General features: G+C 34.1%; 19 protein-coding genes. 15 read left to right on the top strand and 4 right to left on the bottom strand.

Annotation, left to right across the window (positions count from 1 at the left end; all coding sequences use genetic code 11):
* Window positions 1–218: 218 nt before the first annotated feature.
* The 4 genes from BLS98_RS15095 to hemL are packed head-to-tail and all read left to right on the top strand — an operon-like array spanning window position 219 to window position 4,504.
* A complete protein-coding gene (locus tag BLS98_RS15095) occupies window positions 219–1,127 on the top strand; it encodes a 1-aminocyclopropane-1-carboxylate deaminase/D-cysteine desulfhydrase (RefSeq protein WP_089737319.1) in 909 nt (302 codons plus the stop codon).
* A gap of 15 nt (window positions 1,128–1,142) precedes the next feature.
* Window positions 1,143–2,201 carry a glucosaminidase domain-containing protein gene (locus BLS98_RS15090; RefSeq protein WP_089737318.1) on the top strand — a complete coding sequence of 353 codons (1,059 nt, stop codon included), beginning with the start codon at window positions 1,143–1,145 and terminating at the stop codon, window positions 2,199–2,201.
* A gap of 30 nt (window positions 2,202–2,231) precedes the next feature.
* Entirely contained in the window at window positions 2,232–3,197 is a 966-nt protein-coding gene (locus BLS98_RS15085) for a hypothetical protein (protein ID WP_139166134.1), read from the top strand.
* A 17-nt stretch (window positions 3,198–3,214) separates the two neighbouring features.
* A complete protein-coding gene (gene hemL / locus BLS98_RS15080; RefSeq protein ID WP_089737316.1) occupies window positions 3,215–4,504 on the top strand; it encodes a glutamate-1-semialdehyde 2,1-aminomutase in 1,290 nt (429 codons plus the stop codon).
* A gap of 60 nt (window positions 4,505–4,564) precedes the next feature.
* Here hemL and BLS98_RS15075 read toward each other — a convergent pair whose 3' ends face one another.
* Entirely contained in the window at window positions 4,565–4,918 is a 354-nt protein-coding gene (locus BLS98_RS15075; protein ID WP_089737315.1) for a hypothetical protein, read from the bottom strand.
* Between the two features lie 55 nt (window positions 4,919–4,973).
* Window positions 4,974–5,327 carry a hypothetical protein gene (locus tag BLS98_RS15070; protein ID WP_089737314.1) on the bottom strand — a complete coding sequence of 118 codons (354 nt, stop codon included), beginning with the start codon at window positions 5,325–5,327 and terminating at the stop codon, window positions 4,974–4,976.
* Between the two features lie 256 nt (window positions 5,328–5,583).
* Between BLS98_RS15070 and BLS98_RS15065 the strand changes: the two genes are divergently transcribed.
* From BLS98_RS15065 to BLS98_RS15030, 8 genes are all read left to right on the top strand, one after another.
* Window positions 5,584–6,918 (top strand): amidohydrolase, encoded by a 1,335-nt coding sequence (locus tag BLS98_RS15065; RefSeq protein ID WP_089737313.1) that lies wholly within the window; start codon window positions 5,584–5,586, stop codon window positions 6,916–6,918.
* Window positions 6,919–6,930: 12 nt separating this feature from the next.
* Window positions 6,931–7,602 (top strand): ankyrin repeat domain-containing protein, encoded by a 672-nt coding sequence (locus tag BLS98_RS15060; protein WP_089737312.1) that lies wholly within the window; start codon window positions 6,931–6,933, stop codon window positions 7,600–7,602.
* A 377-nt stretch (window positions 7,603–7,979) separates the two neighbouring features.
* Window positions 7,980–8,825: a helix-turn-helix domain-containing protein gene (locus BLS98_RS15055; RefSeq protein ID WP_089737353.1), complete on the top strand. Its 846-nt coding sequence runs from the start codon at window positions 7,980–7,982 to the stop codon at window positions 8,823–8,825.
* 80 nt (window positions 8,826–8,905) lie between these two features.
* Window positions 8,906–10,144 (top strand): amidohydrolase, encoded by a 1,239-nt coding sequence (locus tag BLS98_RS15050; RefSeq protein ID WP_089737311.1) that lies wholly within the window; start codon window positions 8,906–8,908, stop codon window positions 10,142–10,144.
* 163 nt (window positions 10,145–10,307) lie between these two features.
* Complete coding sequence (locus BLS98_RS15045; RefSeq protein ID WP_089737310.1) at window positions 10,308–10,685, top strand: hypothetical protein; 378 nt, start codon at window positions 10,308–10,310, stop codon at window positions 10,683–10,685.
* Window positions 10,686–10,814: 129 nt separating this feature from the next.
* Window positions 10,815–11,132: a hypothetical protein gene (locus BLS98_RS15040; RefSeq protein ID WP_139166133.1), complete on the top strand. Its 318-nt coding sequence runs from the start codon at window positions 10,815–10,817 to the stop codon at window positions 11,130–11,132.
* A gap of 49 nt (window positions 11,133–11,181) precedes the next feature.
* The gene (locus tag BLS98_RS15035; protein ID WP_089737308.1) at window positions 11,182–11,466 is read left to right on the top strand and encodes a hypothetical protein; all 285 of its coding nucleotides are present in this window, start codon (window positions 11,182–11,184) and stop codon (window positions 11,464–11,466) included.
* A 36-nt stretch (window positions 11,467–11,502) separates the two neighbouring features.
* Window positions 11,503–11,922, top strand: coding sequence for a hypothetical protein (locus tag BLS98_RS15030; protein WP_089737307.1), 420 nt, complete (start codon window positions 11,503–11,505; stop codon window positions 11,920–11,922).
* 81 nt (window positions 11,923–12,003) lie between these two features.
* On the opposite strand, the gene BLS98_RS15025 is transcribed toward BLS98_RS15030, so the two are convergent.
* Both BLS98_RS15025 and BLS98_RS15020 read right to left on the bottom strand, forming a co-directional pair.
* Window positions 12,004–13,224, bottom strand: coding sequence for a hypothetical protein (locus tag BLS98_RS15025; protein ID WP_089737306.1), 1,221 nt, complete (start codon window positions 13,222–13,224; stop codon window positions 12,004–12,006).
* Window positions 13,225–13,257: 33 nt separating this feature from the next.
* Complete coding sequence (locus tag BLS98_RS15020; RefSeq protein ID WP_089737305.1) at window positions 13,258–15,897, bottom strand: TonB-dependent receptor plug domain-containing protein; 2,640 nt, start codon at window positions 15,895–15,897, stop codon at window positions 13,258–13,260.
* Window positions 15,898–16,096: 199 nt separating this feature from the next.
* On the opposite strand from BLS98_RS15020, the gene BLS98_RS15015 reads away from it, so the two are divergent.
* From BLS98_RS15015 to BLS98_RS15005, 3 genes are all read left to right on the top strand, one after another.
* Window positions 16,097–16,774: a response regulator gene (locus BLS98_RS15015; protein ID WP_089737304.1), complete on the top strand. Its 678-nt coding sequence runs from the start codon at window positions 16,097–16,099 to the stop codon at window positions 16,772–16,774.
* A 49-nt stretch (window positions 16,775–16,823) separates the two neighbouring features.
* Window positions 16,824–17,855, top strand: coding sequence for a sensor histidine kinase (locus BLS98_RS15010; RefSeq protein ID WP_089737303.1), 1,032 nt, complete (start codon window positions 16,824–16,826; stop codon window positions 17,853–17,855).
* Window positions 17,856–17,989: 134 nt separating this feature from the next.
* The gene (locus BLS98_RS15005) at window positions 17,990–18,586 is read left to right on the top strand and encodes an IS1096 element passenger TnpR family protein (protein WP_089737302.1); all 597 of its coding nucleotides are present in this window, start codon (window positions 17,990–17,992) and stop codon (window positions 18,584–18,586) included.
* Window positions 18,587–18,940 lie beyond the last annotated feature (354 nt).

Raw genomic sequence — 18,940 nt, 5'->3', positions numbered from 1 at the left:
TCTGGAAATCTGTTTAGTTCACTTTATTTTCTCTGGTTCTTCAGAATTTAATTATTATCTAATTTATAACTAAATCCTTTTGTAAATCTAAAGGTCATCTGTGATTAAAAGCAACCCGCCTTTATGGCAAAAAATCTGTGGTCATCACTCAAAAATCTACTAATTAATCTTTTAGTATTTTTGTGCCCAATAAACCATGAGTAGTCCAAAAAACTAAAATGCTATTACAATTCCCTACAGAACCTATTCCCATTCAGGAAATCCTGATTCATAAAAATATAAAGCTCTGCATCAAGAGAGAAGACCTTATTCATCCTCAGATTTCCGGTAATAAATACTGGAAACTATTTTACAATGTTAATCGTTATCTGGAAGGAAATCCGGATAAGCCATATATCATTACATTTGGAGGAGCTTTCTCCAATCATATTGCTGCGGTGGCTGCGGTTGGAAATCTGGCTGGCATTCCAACGCTGGGAATTATCAGAGGAGAAGAGTTGCAACACAAATGGCGTGATAATCCTACTTTACTTTTTGCGAAAAGAAATGGAATGAACCTGAAATTTGTCACTCGGGAAGAATACCGTCATAAAGAAAAACTAACGGAATTCCTGCAGCAAGAGTTTCCAGAGGCATTGGTAGTTCCGGAAGGAGGAACCAATGAAGAAGCCGTGGAAGGGGTAAAAATGATGCTCAATGAGCAAACAAAAGATTTTGACTATCTTTGCACCGCAGTTGGAACAGGAGGAACCATTGCCGGAATTTCAAAATTTTGTGAAGAAAATCAGAAAGTTATAGGATTTAAGGTCGTTGACGATGCTTCACTTGAAAATAAAATTTTTGAATTAACTTTGAAACAGAATTTTAATCTAATAGATTCATGTTTTGGAGGTTATGGTAAAATAAGTGATGAAAATATCCGTTTTATCAATGATTTCAAAGAGAAATACGAGATTCCTCTGGAACCGATTTATACAGGAAAGATGATGCAGAAAGTTTTTGAACTTATTGAAGAAGGCTACTTTCCTGAAAACAGCAGAATATTGTGCTTTCATACTGGTGGATTACAGGGGATTGAGGGAGCTAATTTGCTTTTAGAAAAACAGAATAGAAATTTAATTATATAAGTAAAATTGAAAAACATGAAAAGACTTTTTCTAGCCATAAGCCTTTTAGTTTTATCAAAATTTTCTGCCCAAGGCTGGGCAACCGAAGATCAGTACATTCAGAAATTTGCTAAATATGCAGTAGAGGAAATGGAAAAATATAAAATTCCGGCTTCTATTACTCTTGCTCAGGGACTTCTTGAAACAGGAGGCGGGCAAAGCAGATTAGCACAAGAAGGTAAAAACCACTTCGGAATAAAATGTAAAGAAGACTGGACGGGTAAAACGATGAAACATACGGACGATGCTCCTAATGAATGTTTCCGTGTATATGATGATCCAAGACAGTCTTACGAAGATCATTCTATATTTTTATCCACCAGAAAATATTACGCAAATCTTTTCAATTTAGATATGAAGGATTACAGAGCGTGGGCAACCGGATTGAAAAAAGCCGGATATGCCACTAATCCACGTTATGCATCCATCTTAATCACTAAAATTGAAAAGTATAAACTATACGAATACGACAACACCAATTCTAATGAAGTGTTGTATGCTGTTCTTAAAATGTACCCGGATCTGAAAGACGACAGAACTTTCATGGCACAACTGGAGCCTGGAAAAGCAACAAAAAAAGTCAAAGAACCGGTGACTGTAGAAGTTCCTTATAAGCAGACTTCTTACGCACAGCAGCAAAAAAGAGTGGAGAGAATCAAAACAAAAGCTGAGATTCTGAATTCCATTCTTATCAAAAGTCATCCGAATGATGGGCTGAAATATATTGTCATTCCTGAAGACACTGATGTAAGATTCATTGCTAATAAATTCAGGGTCAGCGAAAGCCGTCTTATGAAGTGGAATGAGCTGGAAAATGAAACATTGAAGAAAAATGATATCGTCTTTCTTGAATCTAAAAACTCCTCAGGAAATACAGCAACTTATAAAGCAATGTCAGGAGAAGATATGCATGCTATTGCGCAGAAATTCGGAATCAAATTGCATAAACTATACGCTAAAAACAGAATGGATGAGGGACAACAGCCATCTGCAGGACAGCTTATTTATCTGATTGATAAGAAACCTAGAAATTAATATCCTTTACCTCCCATGAAAATATTTAATATGATTTCTAAGTATCTCTGGATATTTTTGATGTTCATGTCATGTGTAGTATTTTCTCAGGAACAAAATTATATTCCTTACAGAAAGGGTAAAGTTTGGGGACTTTGTGATACCTATAAATTTATTACAGTACAGCCGCAGTACAATAGTATAAGCTGGTATGATGAATCAGCCAAAGGTTTTCATACAGAACAGAATGGTAAATTTGGAATCATTGGTCCTAACTCAACAGTTATTATGCCATTTATTTCGGATGAGCCGATAGCTGTAGTGGGTGATAGATTCTTGGTTTTTGATAGATGGAGTTATTATTACTATTCTATGAAAACAAAAATGCGTCTGGAAGAATATATTCAGCGTGAAAAACATCCTATCTATCCTATCAATGATAGAGGATGGGGAGAAATAGAGCCGTTTTACAGAGGAGATATCAAGGAAGCTGTATTAAGCTGGGATGATCTTAGTGATGAAGATATTAAAATGTTGAAGCCCTTTGATAATGACCAGTATGAGCTAACTTTCAAGAGAGGTTTTATAGAAATAGCATCTGCCAATACAGATATTGGAATTTACATTCCTGAACTGAAAAAAATATTTTTAAATACACCGGATCTGGCACATACAGATTGGGGGTATTATAGAGGGAATCCTTATGTTTTTACAGTGAATACTTCGAATTTAATGGGACTTGTAGATGTAAATTCAAAAGAGATTTATCCTAATGAATATAATACAATTAGCTTGGTAGATGTCCATAAGTTGGTATATCTTTCAAAAGTTGATCCCAATCATCAGAATAATTTAATTTTTAAAACAATTCTTCCCAATAATAAAGTATTAGATGGTAAATTTGAACCGGCTATGCAGCTTTGGAAAAATGGTAATCCTTTTCAGCTGTACTATACAATAATTAATGGGGAGAAAAACTATGCAGGAGAAGATGGTACCCTTTACTTTGAGGGTTAAACAATAAAAAATAAAAAATGAAGTATCAAAGAAGTTCGGCTTTGTTTGATGAAGCCTACAAATACATTCCGGGAGGAGTAAATTCTCCGGTGAGAGCATTCAAATCAGTGGGAGGTGTTCCTGTATTTATGAAATCAGCAAAAGGTGCTTACCTTACTGATGCTGATGATAACACGTATATCGATTACATCAACTCGTGGGGACCTGCTATTTTAGGACACACGCATCCTGAAGTATTGGAAGAACTGAAAATTCAGGCTGAAAAAGGATTCTCTTTCGGAGCTCCTACAGAGCTGGAAACTGAAATTGCCAAGTTCATCGTTGAAAACGTTCCGAATATCGATCAGATCAGAATGGTTTCTTCGGGAACAGAAGCATGTATGAGTGCGGTAAGACTGGCTAGAGGATTTACAGGAAGAGATAAAATCGTAAAATTCGAGGGTTGTTACCACGGGCATTCAGATTCATTCCTGATTAAAGCGGGAAGTGGAGCGGCAACTTTCGGAAATCCAAATTCTCCAGGAGTAACTGAAGGTACAGCAAAAGATACTTTATTGGCTCGTTACAATGATTTTGAGCAGGTAGAAGATCTTTTCCGTCATAACCAAGGTGAAATTGCAGCCGTAATTATAGAGCCTGTGGCTGGAAATATGGGTTGTGTATTACCTGAGAATGATTTCTTACAAAACCTAAGAAAGATCTGTGATGAAAATGGTGCTTTATTGATTTTTGATGAGGTAATGACAGGTTTCAGATTAGCATTCGGAGGCGCACAGGAGCTTTTCAATGTAAAAGCTGATCTTGTAACGTACGGAAAAGTAATCGGAGGTGGATTACCAGTAGGTGCTTTTGCCGGAAGAAACGAAATTATGGATCATCTGGCTCCAAAAGGAGGTGTATACCAGGCTGGAACATTAAGTGGAAATCCATTGGCAATGAGAGCCGGATTAAAAACACTTCAGCTGATTAAAAATGATTCTGAATTCTTCAACAGACTAAGCAAAACCACGCAAACTTTGGATCTTGAAATTGGGAAGATTTTAAATGAAAAAGGAATTGCCCATAAGATCAACAGAAAAGGTTCTATGATGTCTGTGTTCTTCCATACCAACAGAGTTTCTAACTTTGATGAGGCGCAGGAAGCGAACCATTCATTGTTCAATAATTTCTTCCACCAGATGCTTCAGAATGGAGTATATCTGCCACCAAGCGGATATGAAACCTATTTCATCAGTGATGCTATCAAAGAAAAAGAAATTGATATGACACTGGAAGCCGTAAGAAAATTTGAATATTCTAATCAATAAAATTAAAAGAGACTGTCCTGAAAGGCAGTCTCTTTTTTGTTATTATTCACTACATTTATTTTAAGCTAAACCATAGCAGAATAAGCACATCCATCGGCCTTCTTTATTAGCTGCTTCAGCATCAAAAATATAGAGTCCTTTACTTTCAATATATTCTCTTTGACTTTGTCTGTCTCCTCCGGAAGCATCATTAATATAGATGATGACACCATCCTGTTCCATTCCATATAAAGTATTTCCTTTTTCTGTAAGTTCTGCACGGGTTAATCTTGGAGGAAGAAGCCCGTCAATAGTCAGAATATCTTTTTTAGCGGTAACATCCAGGGTTGCTTTAGGAGTTTCAGTATTAATGCCTGTTTGTGCAAATACAACCGACGATGCAGCCATAAAAAAACAACTAATAATTTTTTTCATATATTTTTTCAAAGGTAAATTTAAAATCCAGTCTCCTTTTTTATTTGTAAATTGATTAAAGAACAGCGTAACAATATAAACACATCCATCTTCCTTCTTTGTTGGAAGCTTCCGCATCAAAAATATAAAGACCTTTACCTTCAATATATTCTCTCTGGCTTTGTTGGTTACCTCCTGAAGCATCATTAATGTATATTATGGCGCCATCCTGTTCTGCTCCATATAAAGTATTTCCTTTCTCTGTAAGTTCTGCACGGGTTAATCTTGGGGGTAACAACCCTTCAATTATTGAAGCATTTTTTTTTGAAGTAATATCCAGGGTTGCTTTAGGATTTTCAGTATTAATACCTACTTGAGCAAATAAAATAGGTGCTGTACCTATTAAAATCAAACTAATCAATTTCTTCATATTTTTTTCTTACAAATATAAATTATACAAAAAAAATAAAGTTCATGTTTTATTACGGGAAATACGTGAAACAGACTGATTTGTAATTCAATAGTATATGTATAAGGAATTATTTCGTTGAGAAAACAATAGATAATGTATTATTGTAAGAATTTTTATTACAATGATAAAAAAGTATAAATGATACAGATTTTGTAATAAACCATACACTTTGTTCAGAACACTTCTTTTTAATTTTGTCATAAATAGATTGGAAATGAAGACTTCAGACAATAATATGTCCCGCAAGGATTTTATCAGAAATTCAGCATTGGCAATGGCCGGATTAACTTTAATACCGAATATCATGACAGCGTCACCATTTTTGGATCAGAAAAATACTTCAGCAAAAGGAAAGTTGAGCCTTAAAAATGTTCGTCTGGAAACCGGTTTTGAATATGATGGAGACGATGTTTCTGCTACAAAGACAGATCTGTTTTATGTAGAAGTGGAAAACGGAAAAATTGTTAAGATAGCTCCGAATCAACCCAATGCAAAAGCTATAGATGCTAGAGGATTATTGATGCTTCCTGCATTTAAAGACATGCACATCCATTTGGATAAAACTTTTTATGGAGATAAATGGCAGGCAGTAAGAAAAAGAACGGGCGGGGTAAAAGGAATGATAGAGCTGGAGCAGAAAATGCTTCCGGAAATGCTGAAGAATTCAACATTCAAGGCTGAAAAAATGATTGAATTATTGCAATCAAAAGGAACATCCTTTGCGAGAAGTCACGTCAATATTGAGCCTACTTCAAAACTTCAATCATTAAAGAATTTACAAAAAGCTTTAGATAATAAAAAGAAAAGTTTCGGGGCAGAATTGGTGGCCTTTCCGCAACACGGAGTGTTCTATACAGATTCAGCGCCTTACCTGAAGGAGGCTGCAAAAATGGATATTGATTTTATTGGTGGAGTAGATCCTTTCAATGTAGATGGCAATATTGAAAAAGTAATGGACTTCACTGTTCAGTTAGCTTTAGATAACAAGAAAGGAATAGATATTCACCTGCATGAAACTGGAGATTCCGGATTGAAGACAGTAGAATATCTTATTAAAAAAGTAAATGAAAACCCTTCTTTAAAAGGCAAAACATACTTGAGCCATTGTTTTATACTGGCAAAATTAGATGAAGCAAAACAAGAAGACATTGCTGAAAAGCTGGCAGAATCACAGATCGGAGTTGTTTCCACAATCCCTTTCGGAAGACTGATTATGCCAATTCCAACACTATATAAACATAATGTAACGGTACTTACAGGAAATGATAGTATTGTAGACCACTGGAATACTTTTGGAACGGGAAGTGTACTTCAGAAAGCCAATTTAATGGCGCAGTTGTATGGATATTCAACAGAGTTTTTATTATCAAGAAGTTTAAAACTGGCAACAGGAAATATCCTTCCACTAGATGATAAAGGAACTCAACAATGGCCTAAGACAGGTGACGAAGCTGATTTTGTTTTGTTGGATGCTAGCTGTTCTGCGGAAGCGGTATCAAGAATCTCTAATGTAGAATCATTAGTATATCAGGGAAATGTAGTTTTTTAAATTCAATTTAAAATGAAGAAAATATTGGTATTTCTTTTGGCATTCGGAAGTCTGAGTGCCTGTCAGGAGAAATCTGGTGATTTTCCAAACGAAGAAATTATGCAGGAAAAAGACATCATCAGTCAGGTAAAGAAAAATGATCTGTCTGCGGTAAAATTTGCTCTGGAAAGTGGGACGGATGTGAATACTCGAGACCGAAAAGGACGTTCTTTATTGCTGATTGCGACCGTTGAGAAACTAACCGAAATGGCTAAGCTCCTGTTGACCCATAAAGCAGATGTTAATCTTCAGGATGATCAGTTAGACAGTGCGTTTTTATACGCCGGAGCAAGTGGGCAGACAGAATTGGTGAAATTATACCTGGAAAATGGAGCTCGTTTTGATTTGTTCAATCGTTATAACGGAACTGCTTTGATTCCTGCCTGTGAACGCGGACATGTAGAAACTGTGAAAGTATTGGTTAAGGCAAAAGGCTTTCCGATTAATCATGTGAATAAATTAGGATGGACGGCTTTAATGGAAGCTGTAATTCTTGGAGATGGAAGCCAGAAATATCAGGAAGTTGTACAGATTCTAAAAGACAATGGTGCAGATCTCACGATTCCAGATCATGCAGGTAAAACCCCTTTGCAACATGCAGAATCATTAGGGTTTAAAGAAATTGCTATGATTTTAAAATCATAAAAATTGTAAAGGCCAGGATGATTGTTACCGTACAATCAGCAGCATTCAATTTTATCGGAGATAAAATCCTTGCGCCTTAAAAACAGCATCATAGATAAAACCTTCGCGCCTTTGCGATTTTCCAACATTAATAAGTAGAAAATGTAGATATATAATTGAGTTGGTGTTTTAGCCACAAAGGTTACAAATGTTTTTATTATTCTGTTTTAAAAGTAATTTTTTTTAAACAGAGTTGAATTCAAAATCATTCTCTATGTTGAAGAAAAGGGGAGAAGCAGTAGTTTGGAGGAGAATGATTGAAAGCATTTGTTTCTTTTGTGGCTATTTTAATTTTTTCTCTCGTAAATTTTATTAATTTTAAGAGAAATTCAGGTAGCGTGAGTTATCATACAGATCATTTTCCCATTTTAGGGATTCAGGAGTTTAGCGAGAACCAGCTTAAAGGCTGCAATTTGCTGTTTAATGAACTCTACGGGGCACGCTCTATTGATGATCCCCATAAACATGATTTTTTTATCATCAATCTTTTTGAACACGGAGTAGGTTCCCATACCATAGATTTTACGAAATATGAGGTGAAAGATCATCAGATTCATCTTGTTTTTCCGGATCAGGTGCATCAATGGGTGATTGAAAAAGAAACGGTAGGCTATCAATTAATGATTAGCAGGGATTGGTTTGAAAGTTTTTTGCCATCACTGAGATTTTCTGCTTCTTATTATCAGAACCATCCCGTAATTAATCTTTCTGATGAGGTTTTTAAAACATTTCTGTATGAATTCCAGGCCATCCAGAAAGAGTTGAAGAGTGAAAAAGTTTTTTGGGAACTGATTCAAAAGAGAAGTGAGCTGATCGGTTTATTGGTTAGCCAAACGGTGGAAGGAGCCTTTAAGGATTTTGAAGTATATAATTCAAACCCGATTATCTCTAAATTTTTACATTTGATTGACGAACATTTCAGAACCGAAAGATCTGTTTCCTTTTATGCTGATAAGCTGAATATTTCTGCTAATTATCTGAATATTGTCTGTAAAAAGAATCTCAATGCTTCAGCGTCATCTCTTATTCAGGATCGTATTTTGCTGGAAGCGAAGCGTCTTTTGAAAGTTTCGGAAATGTCTGTAAAGGATATTGTGTATGATCTTGGATTTTATGACCATGCTAGTTTTTCAAAATTCTTCAAAATGCAAACAGGAATGACTCCGTCCCAATTTAAGGAATAATTTATACAAAACAAGACATAATTGATACACCGGTTTTCAGAAGAACCTGGTGTAATTTTGTAGGGTTAAAATATTAAAACATGCAATTTCCCTATCAATTAACAGCAAAAGGAAACTATTCCCTTAAAAATGTACGCCTGGAAACAGGTTTTGAATACGAAAATGAAGAGGTTATCGGAACAAAAACAGACCTTTTCAGTATCGAAATTGAAGACGGAAAAATTAAATCAGTAAAAGCCAATGATCCTGCTTCCAAAGCTATTGATGCCAAAGGATATCTGATGCTTCCTGCTTTAAGGGATATGCATGTTCATTTGGATAAAACATGGTATGGTCTCCCTTGGCAGGCACTTTCTCCAAAAAGAAAAACGGTAAAGGATATGATCGCCTATGAACAGGAAATCATTCCTGAGCTGTTGAAAACCTCAGTGGACAGAGCAGAGCAATTGATTAGCCTGTTACAGCATTACGGAGCTCACTTTGCAAGAACGCATTTCAATATTGATCCTACTTCAGGATTAAAATCATTGGAGAACTTGGAGCAGGCGCTTCAAAATAAAAAAGATTCCTTTAATGCCGAACTGGTTGCTTTTCCACAGCATGGGGTGTATTATACAGAGTCAGCTCCTTTAATGAAAGAAGCTGCAAAATTAAAAAGTGTTGCTTTTATTGGTGGAGTAGACCCATTTAGCCTTGATGGAAGCATCGAAAAAGTAATGGACTTCACCGTACAATTGGCGTTGGATCATAATAAAGGAATTGATATTCACTTACATGAAGTAGGAGAGTCTGGAATGAAGACGATCAACTATCTGATTGATAAAGCGATTGAAAACCCTGCGCTTCAGGGAAAAACTTTTGTAAGTCATGCTTTTGCGCTGGCTCACCTTTCTCCAAAAGAAGCAGAAGAAATCTCAGAAAGACTGGCTGCCGGAAAAGTAGGAATTGCTTCTTCCGTACCGTTTAAAAAGACCATCATGCCGATCCCAACTATGAAAAAGCATGGGGTAAATGTTCTGATCGGGAATGATAATGTACAGGATTTCTGGAGTACTTTTGGATCCGGAAGTATGTTGCAGAAAGCCAATCTGATTGCAGAACTGTATGGTTATGCCACTGAATTTGCACTATCAAGAGCCTTACAATTTGCTACTCAAAGTATTCTTCCTTTGGATGATAAAGGAAATCAGCAATGGCCTAAAGCCGGCGATGAAGCCGCTATTGTTCTTGCAGATGCTTCATGTTCAGCAGAAGCAGTTTCCAGAATATCTACCATAGAAGCCCTGATGCACAACGGGAATCTGTTCTGGAGAAATTAAAATTTACGTAGTATATATTTTTTATACACTTGTTTTTTGTGAATCAGCCACCGGAGTTTTCCGGTGGTTGTTTTTGTTTGGGATAATGAATATTTATGAGATGAAGAGCTGCTAAACGTGAATGGAAATGATTAAATTTAGTCCATTGAAAAAGTAATGAACCGTGTATAAAGAATTCGGATTTTGGAAAGAGTATGGAAGTCACTATAGTGATTCACCTTCAATAAACTCTTATAGAAATAAGCTAATAAATGAGTCATATGATAAAGATAAGTTGGTTAATTATCTGAATTCAGGTGGAATTGTTGCAGCATCCAGTAAATTTAATTTTCCCCATATATTTTTTAATAATACTGACAGGTATGGAGAATTTTTATTACTAACTGATGGTTTTTGGATATGGCCGGAAGATTTAGCTGAGTATGTGCTGGGTTTTGATGTGGTCTTACCTGATGATTGGTATCTACACATTATAAAAAATAATTACAAAATTTCAATAGAGATAAAAAGTGAGCAAGAATATATTGATTGGAGGGATTAAGATTCTTGTTCGTGAATTTTAAATAATGATTTTATTATGATATTTTGTTCAAACAGAAAATTCAAAATCTGGGCATATACTGTAAGCCATAGTTCCTTGTTAATAAGAAGCGTTATGCAATATGATGATATGGAAGACTATTCAGAAGAAACATCCTTTAATATTGACCTCGAGTTTTCATTTGTAGAGTACATGGATTTAAAAACCACATGGGATTCTATATCAATTTCTGTTGTAGAAAGAGAAAATCTCAGATCAGATTTAAAAGAAAAATTTGATTTATATGAAGGGAAAATTTTTGAAATAGAATCCAATAAAGAAAAATCTTATATCGTGGCTTATAGTTTATTGATAGGAATTAATAAGTGGGGATTAGACGATCGTATTTTTAATCATCAGATGAATTTAAAGCATGATGAAATTTTAGTATCCCTTTCATATAAATAAATATTGATATGATAAGTTGTTTAAGTAGTTACTCCCAACAAATAAAATAATGCAGAAAATAATAAAAGAAGGAAGCTGGAGATATGCTGGGACGCATTTTGAGAAAGTAATCATAGTGGAGCAGGATTGGGACCAGTTTTATGAAGAAGGGTACAGTGAAGGTGAGCCTTATTTAAATTCTGCAGGTCTTGTTTATTATTTACACTTTGGGGATTACTGGCTCAATGAATTTGGTAATATTTCATCCAGAGGCGCTATTGTTCCTTTTTTATCCTCTAACGAAGCAATGAAGCACGCAGAAAATGAACTGTCAGAAGTAAAGTGGAATAATTGATTTGTCATTAATATGCATTTCAATTTTTGATATAGAATGGAAAAGAGAATAATTAATATCCTGGAACAGGAATATGAGTGTTATTACTTGGGAGAGAAGTGGAAGATTATCCATAAAGGAATAATAAGAGAAGTTACTTTAGGTTCCTTTTATGGAGTTCCGTTTTATATCATTTTTGAAAATATAGAAACTGTAGTTCCACAACTCAAAACGGTAATTCAAACAAACCATGTTTTACTATCGGATATTTTTCCGATCCGGTTAATCCTTGAAGAATTAATTGAACATCAGCGAAACTATTGGTTAGATTTATATTTAGATTTTATTGTTGAAATGGATGTATTAAATCAGAACATTGTTAAGACTCTATTGAAAACTAAAAATAATAAAGCTTTTACCCAGCCAGTTAGACATAAAATAAGACGGGTAATACTCACGAACAACTATGAATACTAAGGTTTAATATACCATCATATAATAATAAAAAAACCATCAGAAAATTCTGATGGTTTTTTTTATTTGAAATGAAGAAACTAGTTATTGTAAAGCTGCTAAAAGATTTACTCCGTCTACAGTAGTCCAAGCTCCTGGTACTAGAGAAACTTTTGTAACAGTTGCTGTATTTGTAAAAGTTTTACCACCATTTGTTTGAGCATATCCCCAAACTAAAGGATTATCTGAATTAAGGTAAGTAAGAGGCTCTACTTTTACTTTTCCTGTAGCTACTTGGCTTGTATTTGTTGCATCATCTTGGATTAATACTGCATAAGCCTTTTGAGTTCCAATATTTTTATAACCACTGATGTAAACATTTGAGAAAATACCTGTCCCATGTTTTTTAAACTGAATTGCTGAAATTTCAGGAGAATTCGCAGCTTCAGGATTTGTATTGTTATCTCTGATTAAAGTAATATTTGAAATTTTTGGAGCTGTATTATCTGCATTACCAGAAGCTTCGATTTCCATACCGAAGTTTCCTATACCGGTTTGGAACGCATACCAATTTGTGTTGTTTTGTCCACTCCAAGCATCCTGCCAATCAAATGAATCATCATAATTACCATAGGAAATAATATTTTTGGCACTTACTGTTCCTCCGAAGAATTCATATCCATCATCCGTTCCTTTGTACGTAACAAGATTTTCTAAAGTTGTTCCTGCTCCTACAGCGTAAAATGTCATTGAGTTAGTTTCAGATGTACCATCCCCAATTTTTCTTCCAGCATATTCTACACGAACAAACTTCATTGTTCCAGAATTAGAATTTGGATCTGTTCCTCCATAATAAACATTATTTCCATCTTCAGAAAGAGCCTGTGCATTTCCATTTACAGCCTTAATTGGTGCATTTCCATATAGAGTAATTCCTCCCCAGTCTCCAGGTGTTTTGGTAGAGGTTGTAAATACAATTGGTTCTGAAGCTGTACCTACAGCATTAATTTTACCATCTTGAAGAATTACTAGACCACTTGTTTTTGATGATACAACATTGAATGTAGCTCCTGCTTCTATAGTGATTGTTGCATTGTTAGTTACTTTTACAACACCATCTAACGTATAATTTCCTTTTTTTATTAAAATATCTTTTCTAATTGTTCCCGATAAGGTTCCGCTTCCGCTTAAAACACTTTCAGTTGTTCCAGGAGTAGTAACTGTAGTACCGTCTCCTAAGCCATCATTTACCTCGATAGTACATGAATTTAAGGCTAATGTTAACACGGCTGTTAACGATAGTAATGATAAAACTCTTCTTTTCATTTTTATACTTTATTTTTATTTTTTATTGAATTATTAGAATGTATATCCTACAGTTAAATTGAAATTTACACCTCTATAATAATCTGTAAGAACATTATTTCCATTAGTATTTAATGGAGCATAGTTTTTATCACCTATTAATACTCTGTATTTGTTGTTAAGAATATTTTGTACGGCAAACTTTACATTCCAGTTTTTTGTTAATTGATTTTGATACACTAAATCTAGCTGGTGGAATGGCTTTTCATAATAATTATCAGTACCATTTCCTCCTGTAGCATAAATTTTACTTCCAGATACATTATAAACTAATGATACTATCTGACTAAGATTTTTTTTGTTTTTATGCTCATATTTTAAATCAGCATTAATTGTATATGGTGAAGCACCTTGTAAACCTCTTTTATGCAAATTAGAACGATCTGTTATCCAATAAGGCTTTTCTGTTTTGTATTGTTGCTCACTCCTTTCAACATTTGAATACATAAAAGTTGCATTTGCTCCAAAAGTGAAATTGCGTAAAGACTCAGATATTCTACTTAAACTCAAAATTCCTTCTAGTTCAACCCCAAAAAGTTCTGCTTTTTCAGCATTGTAGAAAGTAATTGTTGTACCAGTAGCATTTGCAGATGGAGCTAAGGAACGTTCTATAGGATTATTAATTCTTTTAGCAAAAGCATTTATAGCAAACATTTCCTTATTGGTAGGGAAATATTCCCATTTTAAATCAACATTATAATTGTCACTAGATTTAATAAACTGGTTACCTATAATAGAAACATTATCTGGGCTGATATATTCAATAGGCATTGTTTCAATCAAAATAGGTCTGGTAACAGTTTTACTGAAGGAAAATCTTAAATTATTCTTGCTATTCAATGATTTCTTTACGGATAAAGATGGTAAGAAAAGATCTCTTGTTTTATCAAGATTTGTTTTTTCAGACGCACTAGGAGTATCATAATAACGAATTAGTGTCATATCCTTTTCATATCTTGCTCCTAGCAAAATATCCCAAGTCTCATTGGGTTTGTAATTGATATTAACATAACCTCCATTTATTATTTGATATATGCTGGAATAGTATTGTGATACATCACTACCTTCTCTATAATGTACTTGTCCATTTGCAATTGATTGATTAAACATTGCATCAGGTTTATCAATATCAATAATTACATCGGTATTTGTAATATCATTAGGATAACCAAAAACATAACGATAAGAATTTTTTCTAAAATCGGTAAATCCATTATATCCAAAGGCAATTTGTAAAGGATATTCCTTTTTATCACCTTTTTCTCCTAGTGATAACGAATATTCAGCAAATGCAGAACCATAAAATCTTGAATCAACATCAAGATACTGACGAATTAAGTTATTAGATCCGTATCTTAAATAGAGCTGTCCATCAGGTAATTTCTGTAGGGTTTTTAGGTTAATCTGGTTACCATCAAAAATCTTTCTGTCTGGTTGACTATAATTATTGATTACATAACTAATTCCTCCTTTTACTTGATTTCTATCATTGATCTTTTGAGAAGCAGTTAATTGTAGATCTAAAAATCTAGATATATCTAATTGATTGGTTCTAAAGAAACCATCATCTTTATTCTGTATTTTTTGATCTTTATAACCGAAATTGTCTTCAATAATATTGGCAGAATTCTGTAAATAAATGGCATTTAAGTTAATGTTTGTTCCTTTATTTTTATATCCTAATCCTAATAAAATAGATGATTCTGTTTCATAGACATACTGTTTTCTATTTAGATTATTATTAAAAATAATATCTGTTTCCCCTTGAGATCTATACTGGTTATTTGCTCCTTCTTTATATGTAAACTTCGAACCTTGATTTAAAGAAAACAAAACACCCAAAGTTCCTGTTTCTCCTGCCTTTACTTTTTGTACTGTAGTAAAGCCAATACTTGTGTTTGGAAGTGATTTTACATTATTAACATTCCAGGAATCTTTAAAAGAATTAAGGGATTGATCTTTACTGAAATTATATGTACTAGGTCTTGCATTTCTAATCTCGTTTGGCAGTTTTCTATCCCTAGAATTCAATCCAATATACCCATTCATTCCATCTGCCCCCTCAGCCACTTTAAAGTTATCTCTGAAAGTACTCAATGTATTTACTCCTACACTGAATTCTACCTTTGTAAAAGGCTTGTCAATCGTAAGGGTTTCAATATCAAAAGTTGCCCCTGCAAAATCTCCGTAAAGGTTGGAGTTGAAAGTCTTATAGATGTTGAGTTTACCTACAACATCCGTTGGAAACTGCTTTAATGCAATAATCTTTTGGAAAGGGTTATTAGATGGTGAACCAAGACCGTTAATTAATAAATAGTTGTATCGCTCTTCAAGACCTCTTACAAAAAGACCTCTTCCTTCTACTGTAGTGATCCCTGTTACTTTCGTAAGTCCTTGCTCTACATTGGAGATCCCTTTTCTGGAAATCTCTTCAGCACTCACAGCCTGTTTTTGAATAATCGCTTTTTTCTGTTCTCCTAATACCGCAGTTTCAGTTTTCTTATTGCTGCTTCCTTGGATTACTACGCCTTCAATTTTTTTCTCCTTTGCTAATGTATCCCGCTTCGTTTCCTGCGCGTAAAATACAGATCCGGATAAAAATAAGACTGCAATGCTAAGTTTATTAATTTTCATTCTCTTTACTTGCTTTATTACTAGATTTCTTTCGGTGCAAAGGAATAAAAGTTTGATGGGGTAAATGGTTTAGTAAAATTTAATTTTTTCTTAACTAAACATTAAGAAAAGGGTATTATTGTTAACTTTATATGAACGATAACTAATTTATTAATCTATCATTCAAAAATGATTAACTTTGAAACAGTAAAAATTTGAAATGAGTCAAAAGAAAATACTCTTAATAGACGACGAACTGGACATTTTAGAGATTCTGTCTTACAATTTAGAAAAAGAAGGATATGATATCTATACAGCTACCAATGGTAATGAAGGAATAGAAAAAGCAAAGGAAATTGTTCCGGATCTGATTCTACTGGATGTAATGATGCCTGAAAAAGATGGTATTGAAACCTGTCAGGAACTTCGTAAAGTAAAAGAACTTCAAAAGACACTTATTGTTTTTCTTTCTGCAAGAAGCGAAGAATTCTCTCAGTTGGCGGGATTCCAGGCAGGAGCTAACGACTATGTTGTAAAGCTGATTAAACCGAAAATTCTGATCTCTAAAGTAAATGCACTATTACAATTAACCTCTCAGGTTTCTGATAATGCTAAATTAATCGAAATTGGTGATCTTATCATTGATAAAGATAACTTCAGAGTTTCCAAGAGCGGACAGCAGTTTCTTCTTCCTAAAAAAGAATTTGACTTACTTTATCTTTTAGCGTCCAATACTGAAAAAGTTTTCAAAAGAGAAGAAATTCTTGAGAAAGTTTGGGGTAATGATGTCATTGTAGGAGAAAGAACTATTGATGTTCACATCAGAAGATTAAGAGAAAAGTTAGGAATTAATACAATTCAGACTTTAAAAGGGATTGGGTATAAACTTATCGTTTAACTCTTTAAATACCTTATTTTTTACGTACAATTATTAAAACTTTGTAAAATTGAAATTTTACAGGCTTACGCTTGTCGCCTCTTGTCTGTTGACATTGGTGATGCTGTTTCTAGTGGTCGTTTTCGATTCACTTAAAGATATCTATTATGAGACCCCTTTATTCAAGACGGGTCTTTTAATCTGTATTGTTCTTATCTTTATTATCAACTGTGTAGTATTGGAACTTCTCTTCAATTACTACGGAAGAAAGCAGGTAAAGGGACTTTCCGGGATTCTTCCTCAGGAAATGGTTCATGATAATGATGAAAATATAACCATTAAAGAACTGGGAGAAAGATTTTCGGACCTTAATCAGCAGAGGGCTACCGAAATTGATATGATGAAGGAAATGGAAAGTTATCGTAAAGAATACATCGGTAACGTTTCTCATGAGCTTAAAACGCCATTGTTTTCTATTCAGGGTTATGTAGAAACCTTAAGAGATGGAGGTGTGGATAATCTTACCATTCGTGATAAATACCTGGAAAGAATTGATAAATCTGTAGAAAGGCTTATTGCCATTGTTACAGATCTTGATATGATTAACAGGCTTGAAGCAGGAGAAATTAACCTTACCGTTTCCAAATTTGATGTCAATCTTCTGATCAAGGAAATTTTTGAACTTCTTGAATTTGAAGCTGAAAAACATAATACCACATTACAGATCCAGACTTTACACCCACAAATTTTTGTAGAGGCCGATAAACAAAAGATTTCCCAGGTATTTATTAACCTTATATCCAATGCCATTCACTATGCCAACAGACAGGAAGCAAAAGTGATTGTTAAGACCAGTGTTTTAAAAAATAAAGTATTGATTGAAGTCATTGATAACGGAATGGGAATAAAATCTGAAATTCTTCCAAGAATCTTCGAACGTTTTTACCGTGTAGAAACCAGCAGAAGCAGAAGGGAAGGCGGTTCCGGATTAGGATTGGCCATCGTAAAGCATATCCTTGAAGCTCATAACGAAAACATTACTGTAGAAAGTGTGTATCTTGAAGGAACGAAGTTCAGTTTTATGCTCGAAAAAAGTAAATAACTTCGGCAAAATGTAAGAAAAAAAAATATTTTAAAAAATCCTGAAATATTTTTTTGTCACATGTCATTTATTATATATTTGCACCAGAGATTTATCATAATTATAAAGGCAAAAAAGTAATTTAAGAAACTGATATGGTTTACAAAATCCGCGTAATATTAGATGCGAAAGAGGATATTTTCCGTGATATTGAAGTTAAGGGAAAACAAACATTATGGAATTTACATTTAGGAATTAAGAGTGCGTTCAATCTGCAAGGAGAAGAGCTTTCTGCTTTTAATCTGTTAGAGAGTGATGGAACAATCGTAAAAAATGTCCCACTCGAAGATATGAGTGATGATGGTGATGGCGAGATTATGTCAGATGTGTACATTGATGAAGCCTTTGAAAATGTTGGGGACAAAGCACAGTTTCAATATGGACTTCTTGATCTTTGGGAGTTTTATTGTGAACTTGTAGAAATCATTGACGAGAAAAAAGGAGTTACTTATCCTATTACAGTTTTCAGATTTGGAAATGTTCCTTTGAAAGCGCCTAGCAAAAGTGGAAACACTGGAGGAGGTAAAAAGAAATCAGCAATGCCTCTTATGGATGATGATTTTAGCTTTGAAGATGATTTCGGAACAGGTGGAAACTTTTCAGATGAAGATGACAGCTTCGATGATGACGAAGAAGAGGACTACAACGATGATGTCTTTGATGATGAAGAAGACAATGATGATGAAAGATAAGATGTAGATACATAAAAAATACAGCCCCGGATTATTAGTCCGGGGCTTTTTTATTAAACGAAAGCCTATATTATATCAAGATATACAATTCACATCCGCTTAGAAAGAATCAATGAAATTGATTCCATGCTTTGCTCCCTAAAAATAGAACAAGAACTTATTAAAAACTTTGCGTCAAAAAACAGCATAAACTTAAACCCTTAAGAAAAATGAAGATTATAAGTTAAGTTTCATCAAAGATGAATTTAGGATACAGCTTAATCAATAGCTTTAGCTGTTCCCTTACCATTTCTTATCCTCTTAAAAATCTTAATGGTTCAATTATTTTTGTGGTTTTACTCCAATCAACCTGTT

It is taken from the genome of Chryseobacterium jejuense, assembly GCF_900100075.1.
Classification (GTDB): Bacteria; Bacteroidota; Bacteroidia; order Flavobacteriales; family Weeksellaceae; genus Chryseobacterium; species Chryseobacterium jejuense.
The sequence above is the reverse complement of the archived record's forward strand: the minus strand, read 5'-3'. Positions and strand labels throughout refer to the sequence as shown.

Bases quoted from the DNA above. Each gene is read 5' to 3' on its own strand.
- BLS98_RS15095 (WP_089737319.1), top strand. From the start codon at position 219: ATGCTATTACAATTCCCTACAGAACCTATTCCCATTCAGGAAATCCTG.
- BLS98_RS15090 (WP_089737318.1), top strand. From the start codon at position 1,143: ATGAAAAGACTTTTTCTAGCCATAAGCCTTTTAGTTTTATCAAAATTT.
- BLS98_RS15085 (WP_139166134.1), top strand. From the start codon at position 2,232: ATGATTTCTAAGTATCTCTGGATATTTTTGATGTTCATGTCATGTGTA.
- hemL (WP_089737316.1), top strand. From the start codon at position 3,215: ATGAAGTATCAAAGAAGTTCGGCTTTGTTTGATGAAGCCTACAAATAC.
- BLS98_RS15075 (WP_089737315.1), bottom strand. From the start codon at position 4,918: ATGAAAAAAATTATTAGTTGTTTTTTTATGGCTGCATCGTCGGTTGTA.
- BLS98_RS15070 (WP_089737314.1), bottom strand. From the start codon at position 5,327: ATGAAGAAATTGATTAGTTTGATTTTAATAGGTACAGCACCTATTTTA.
- BLS98_RS15065 (WP_089737313.1), top strand. From the start codon at position 5,584: ATGAAGACTTCAGACAATAATATGTCCCGCAAGGATTTTATCAGAAAT.
- BLS98_RS15060 (WP_089737312.1), top strand. From the start codon at position 6,931: ATGAAGAAAATATTGGTATTTCTTTTGGCATTCGGAAGTCTGAGTGCC.
- BLS98_RS15050 (WP_089737311.1), top strand. From the start codon at position 8,906: ATGCAATTTCCCTATCAATTAACAGCAAAAGGAAACTATTCCCTTAAA.
- BLS98_RS15040 (WP_139166133.1), top strand. From the start codon at position 10,815: ATGGAAGACTATTCAGAAGAAACATCCTTTAATATTGACCTCGAGTTT.
- BLS98_RS15035 (WP_089737308.1), top strand. From the start codon at position 11,182: ATGCAGAAAATAATAAAAGAAGGAAGCTGGAGATATGCTGGGACGCAT.
- BLS98_RS15030 (WP_089737307.1), top strand. From the start codon at position 11,503: ATGGAAAAGAGAATAATTAATATCCTGGAACAGGAATATGAGTGTTAT.
- BLS98_RS15025 (WP_089737306.1), bottom strand. From the start codon at position 13,224: ATGAAAAGAAGAGTTTTATCATTACTATCGTTAACAGCCGTGTTAACA.
- BLS98_RS15020 (WP_089737305.1), bottom strand. From the start codon at position 15,897: ATGAAAATTAATAAACTTAGCATTGCAGTCTTATTTTTATCCGGATCT.
- BLS98_RS15015 (WP_089737304.1), top strand. From the start codon at position 16,097: ATGAGTCAAAAGAAAATACTCTTAATAGACGACGAACTGGACATTTTA.
- BLS98_RS15005 (WP_089737302.1), top strand. From the start codon at position 17,990: ATGGTTTACAAAATCCGCGTAATATTAGATGCGAAAGAGGATATTTTC.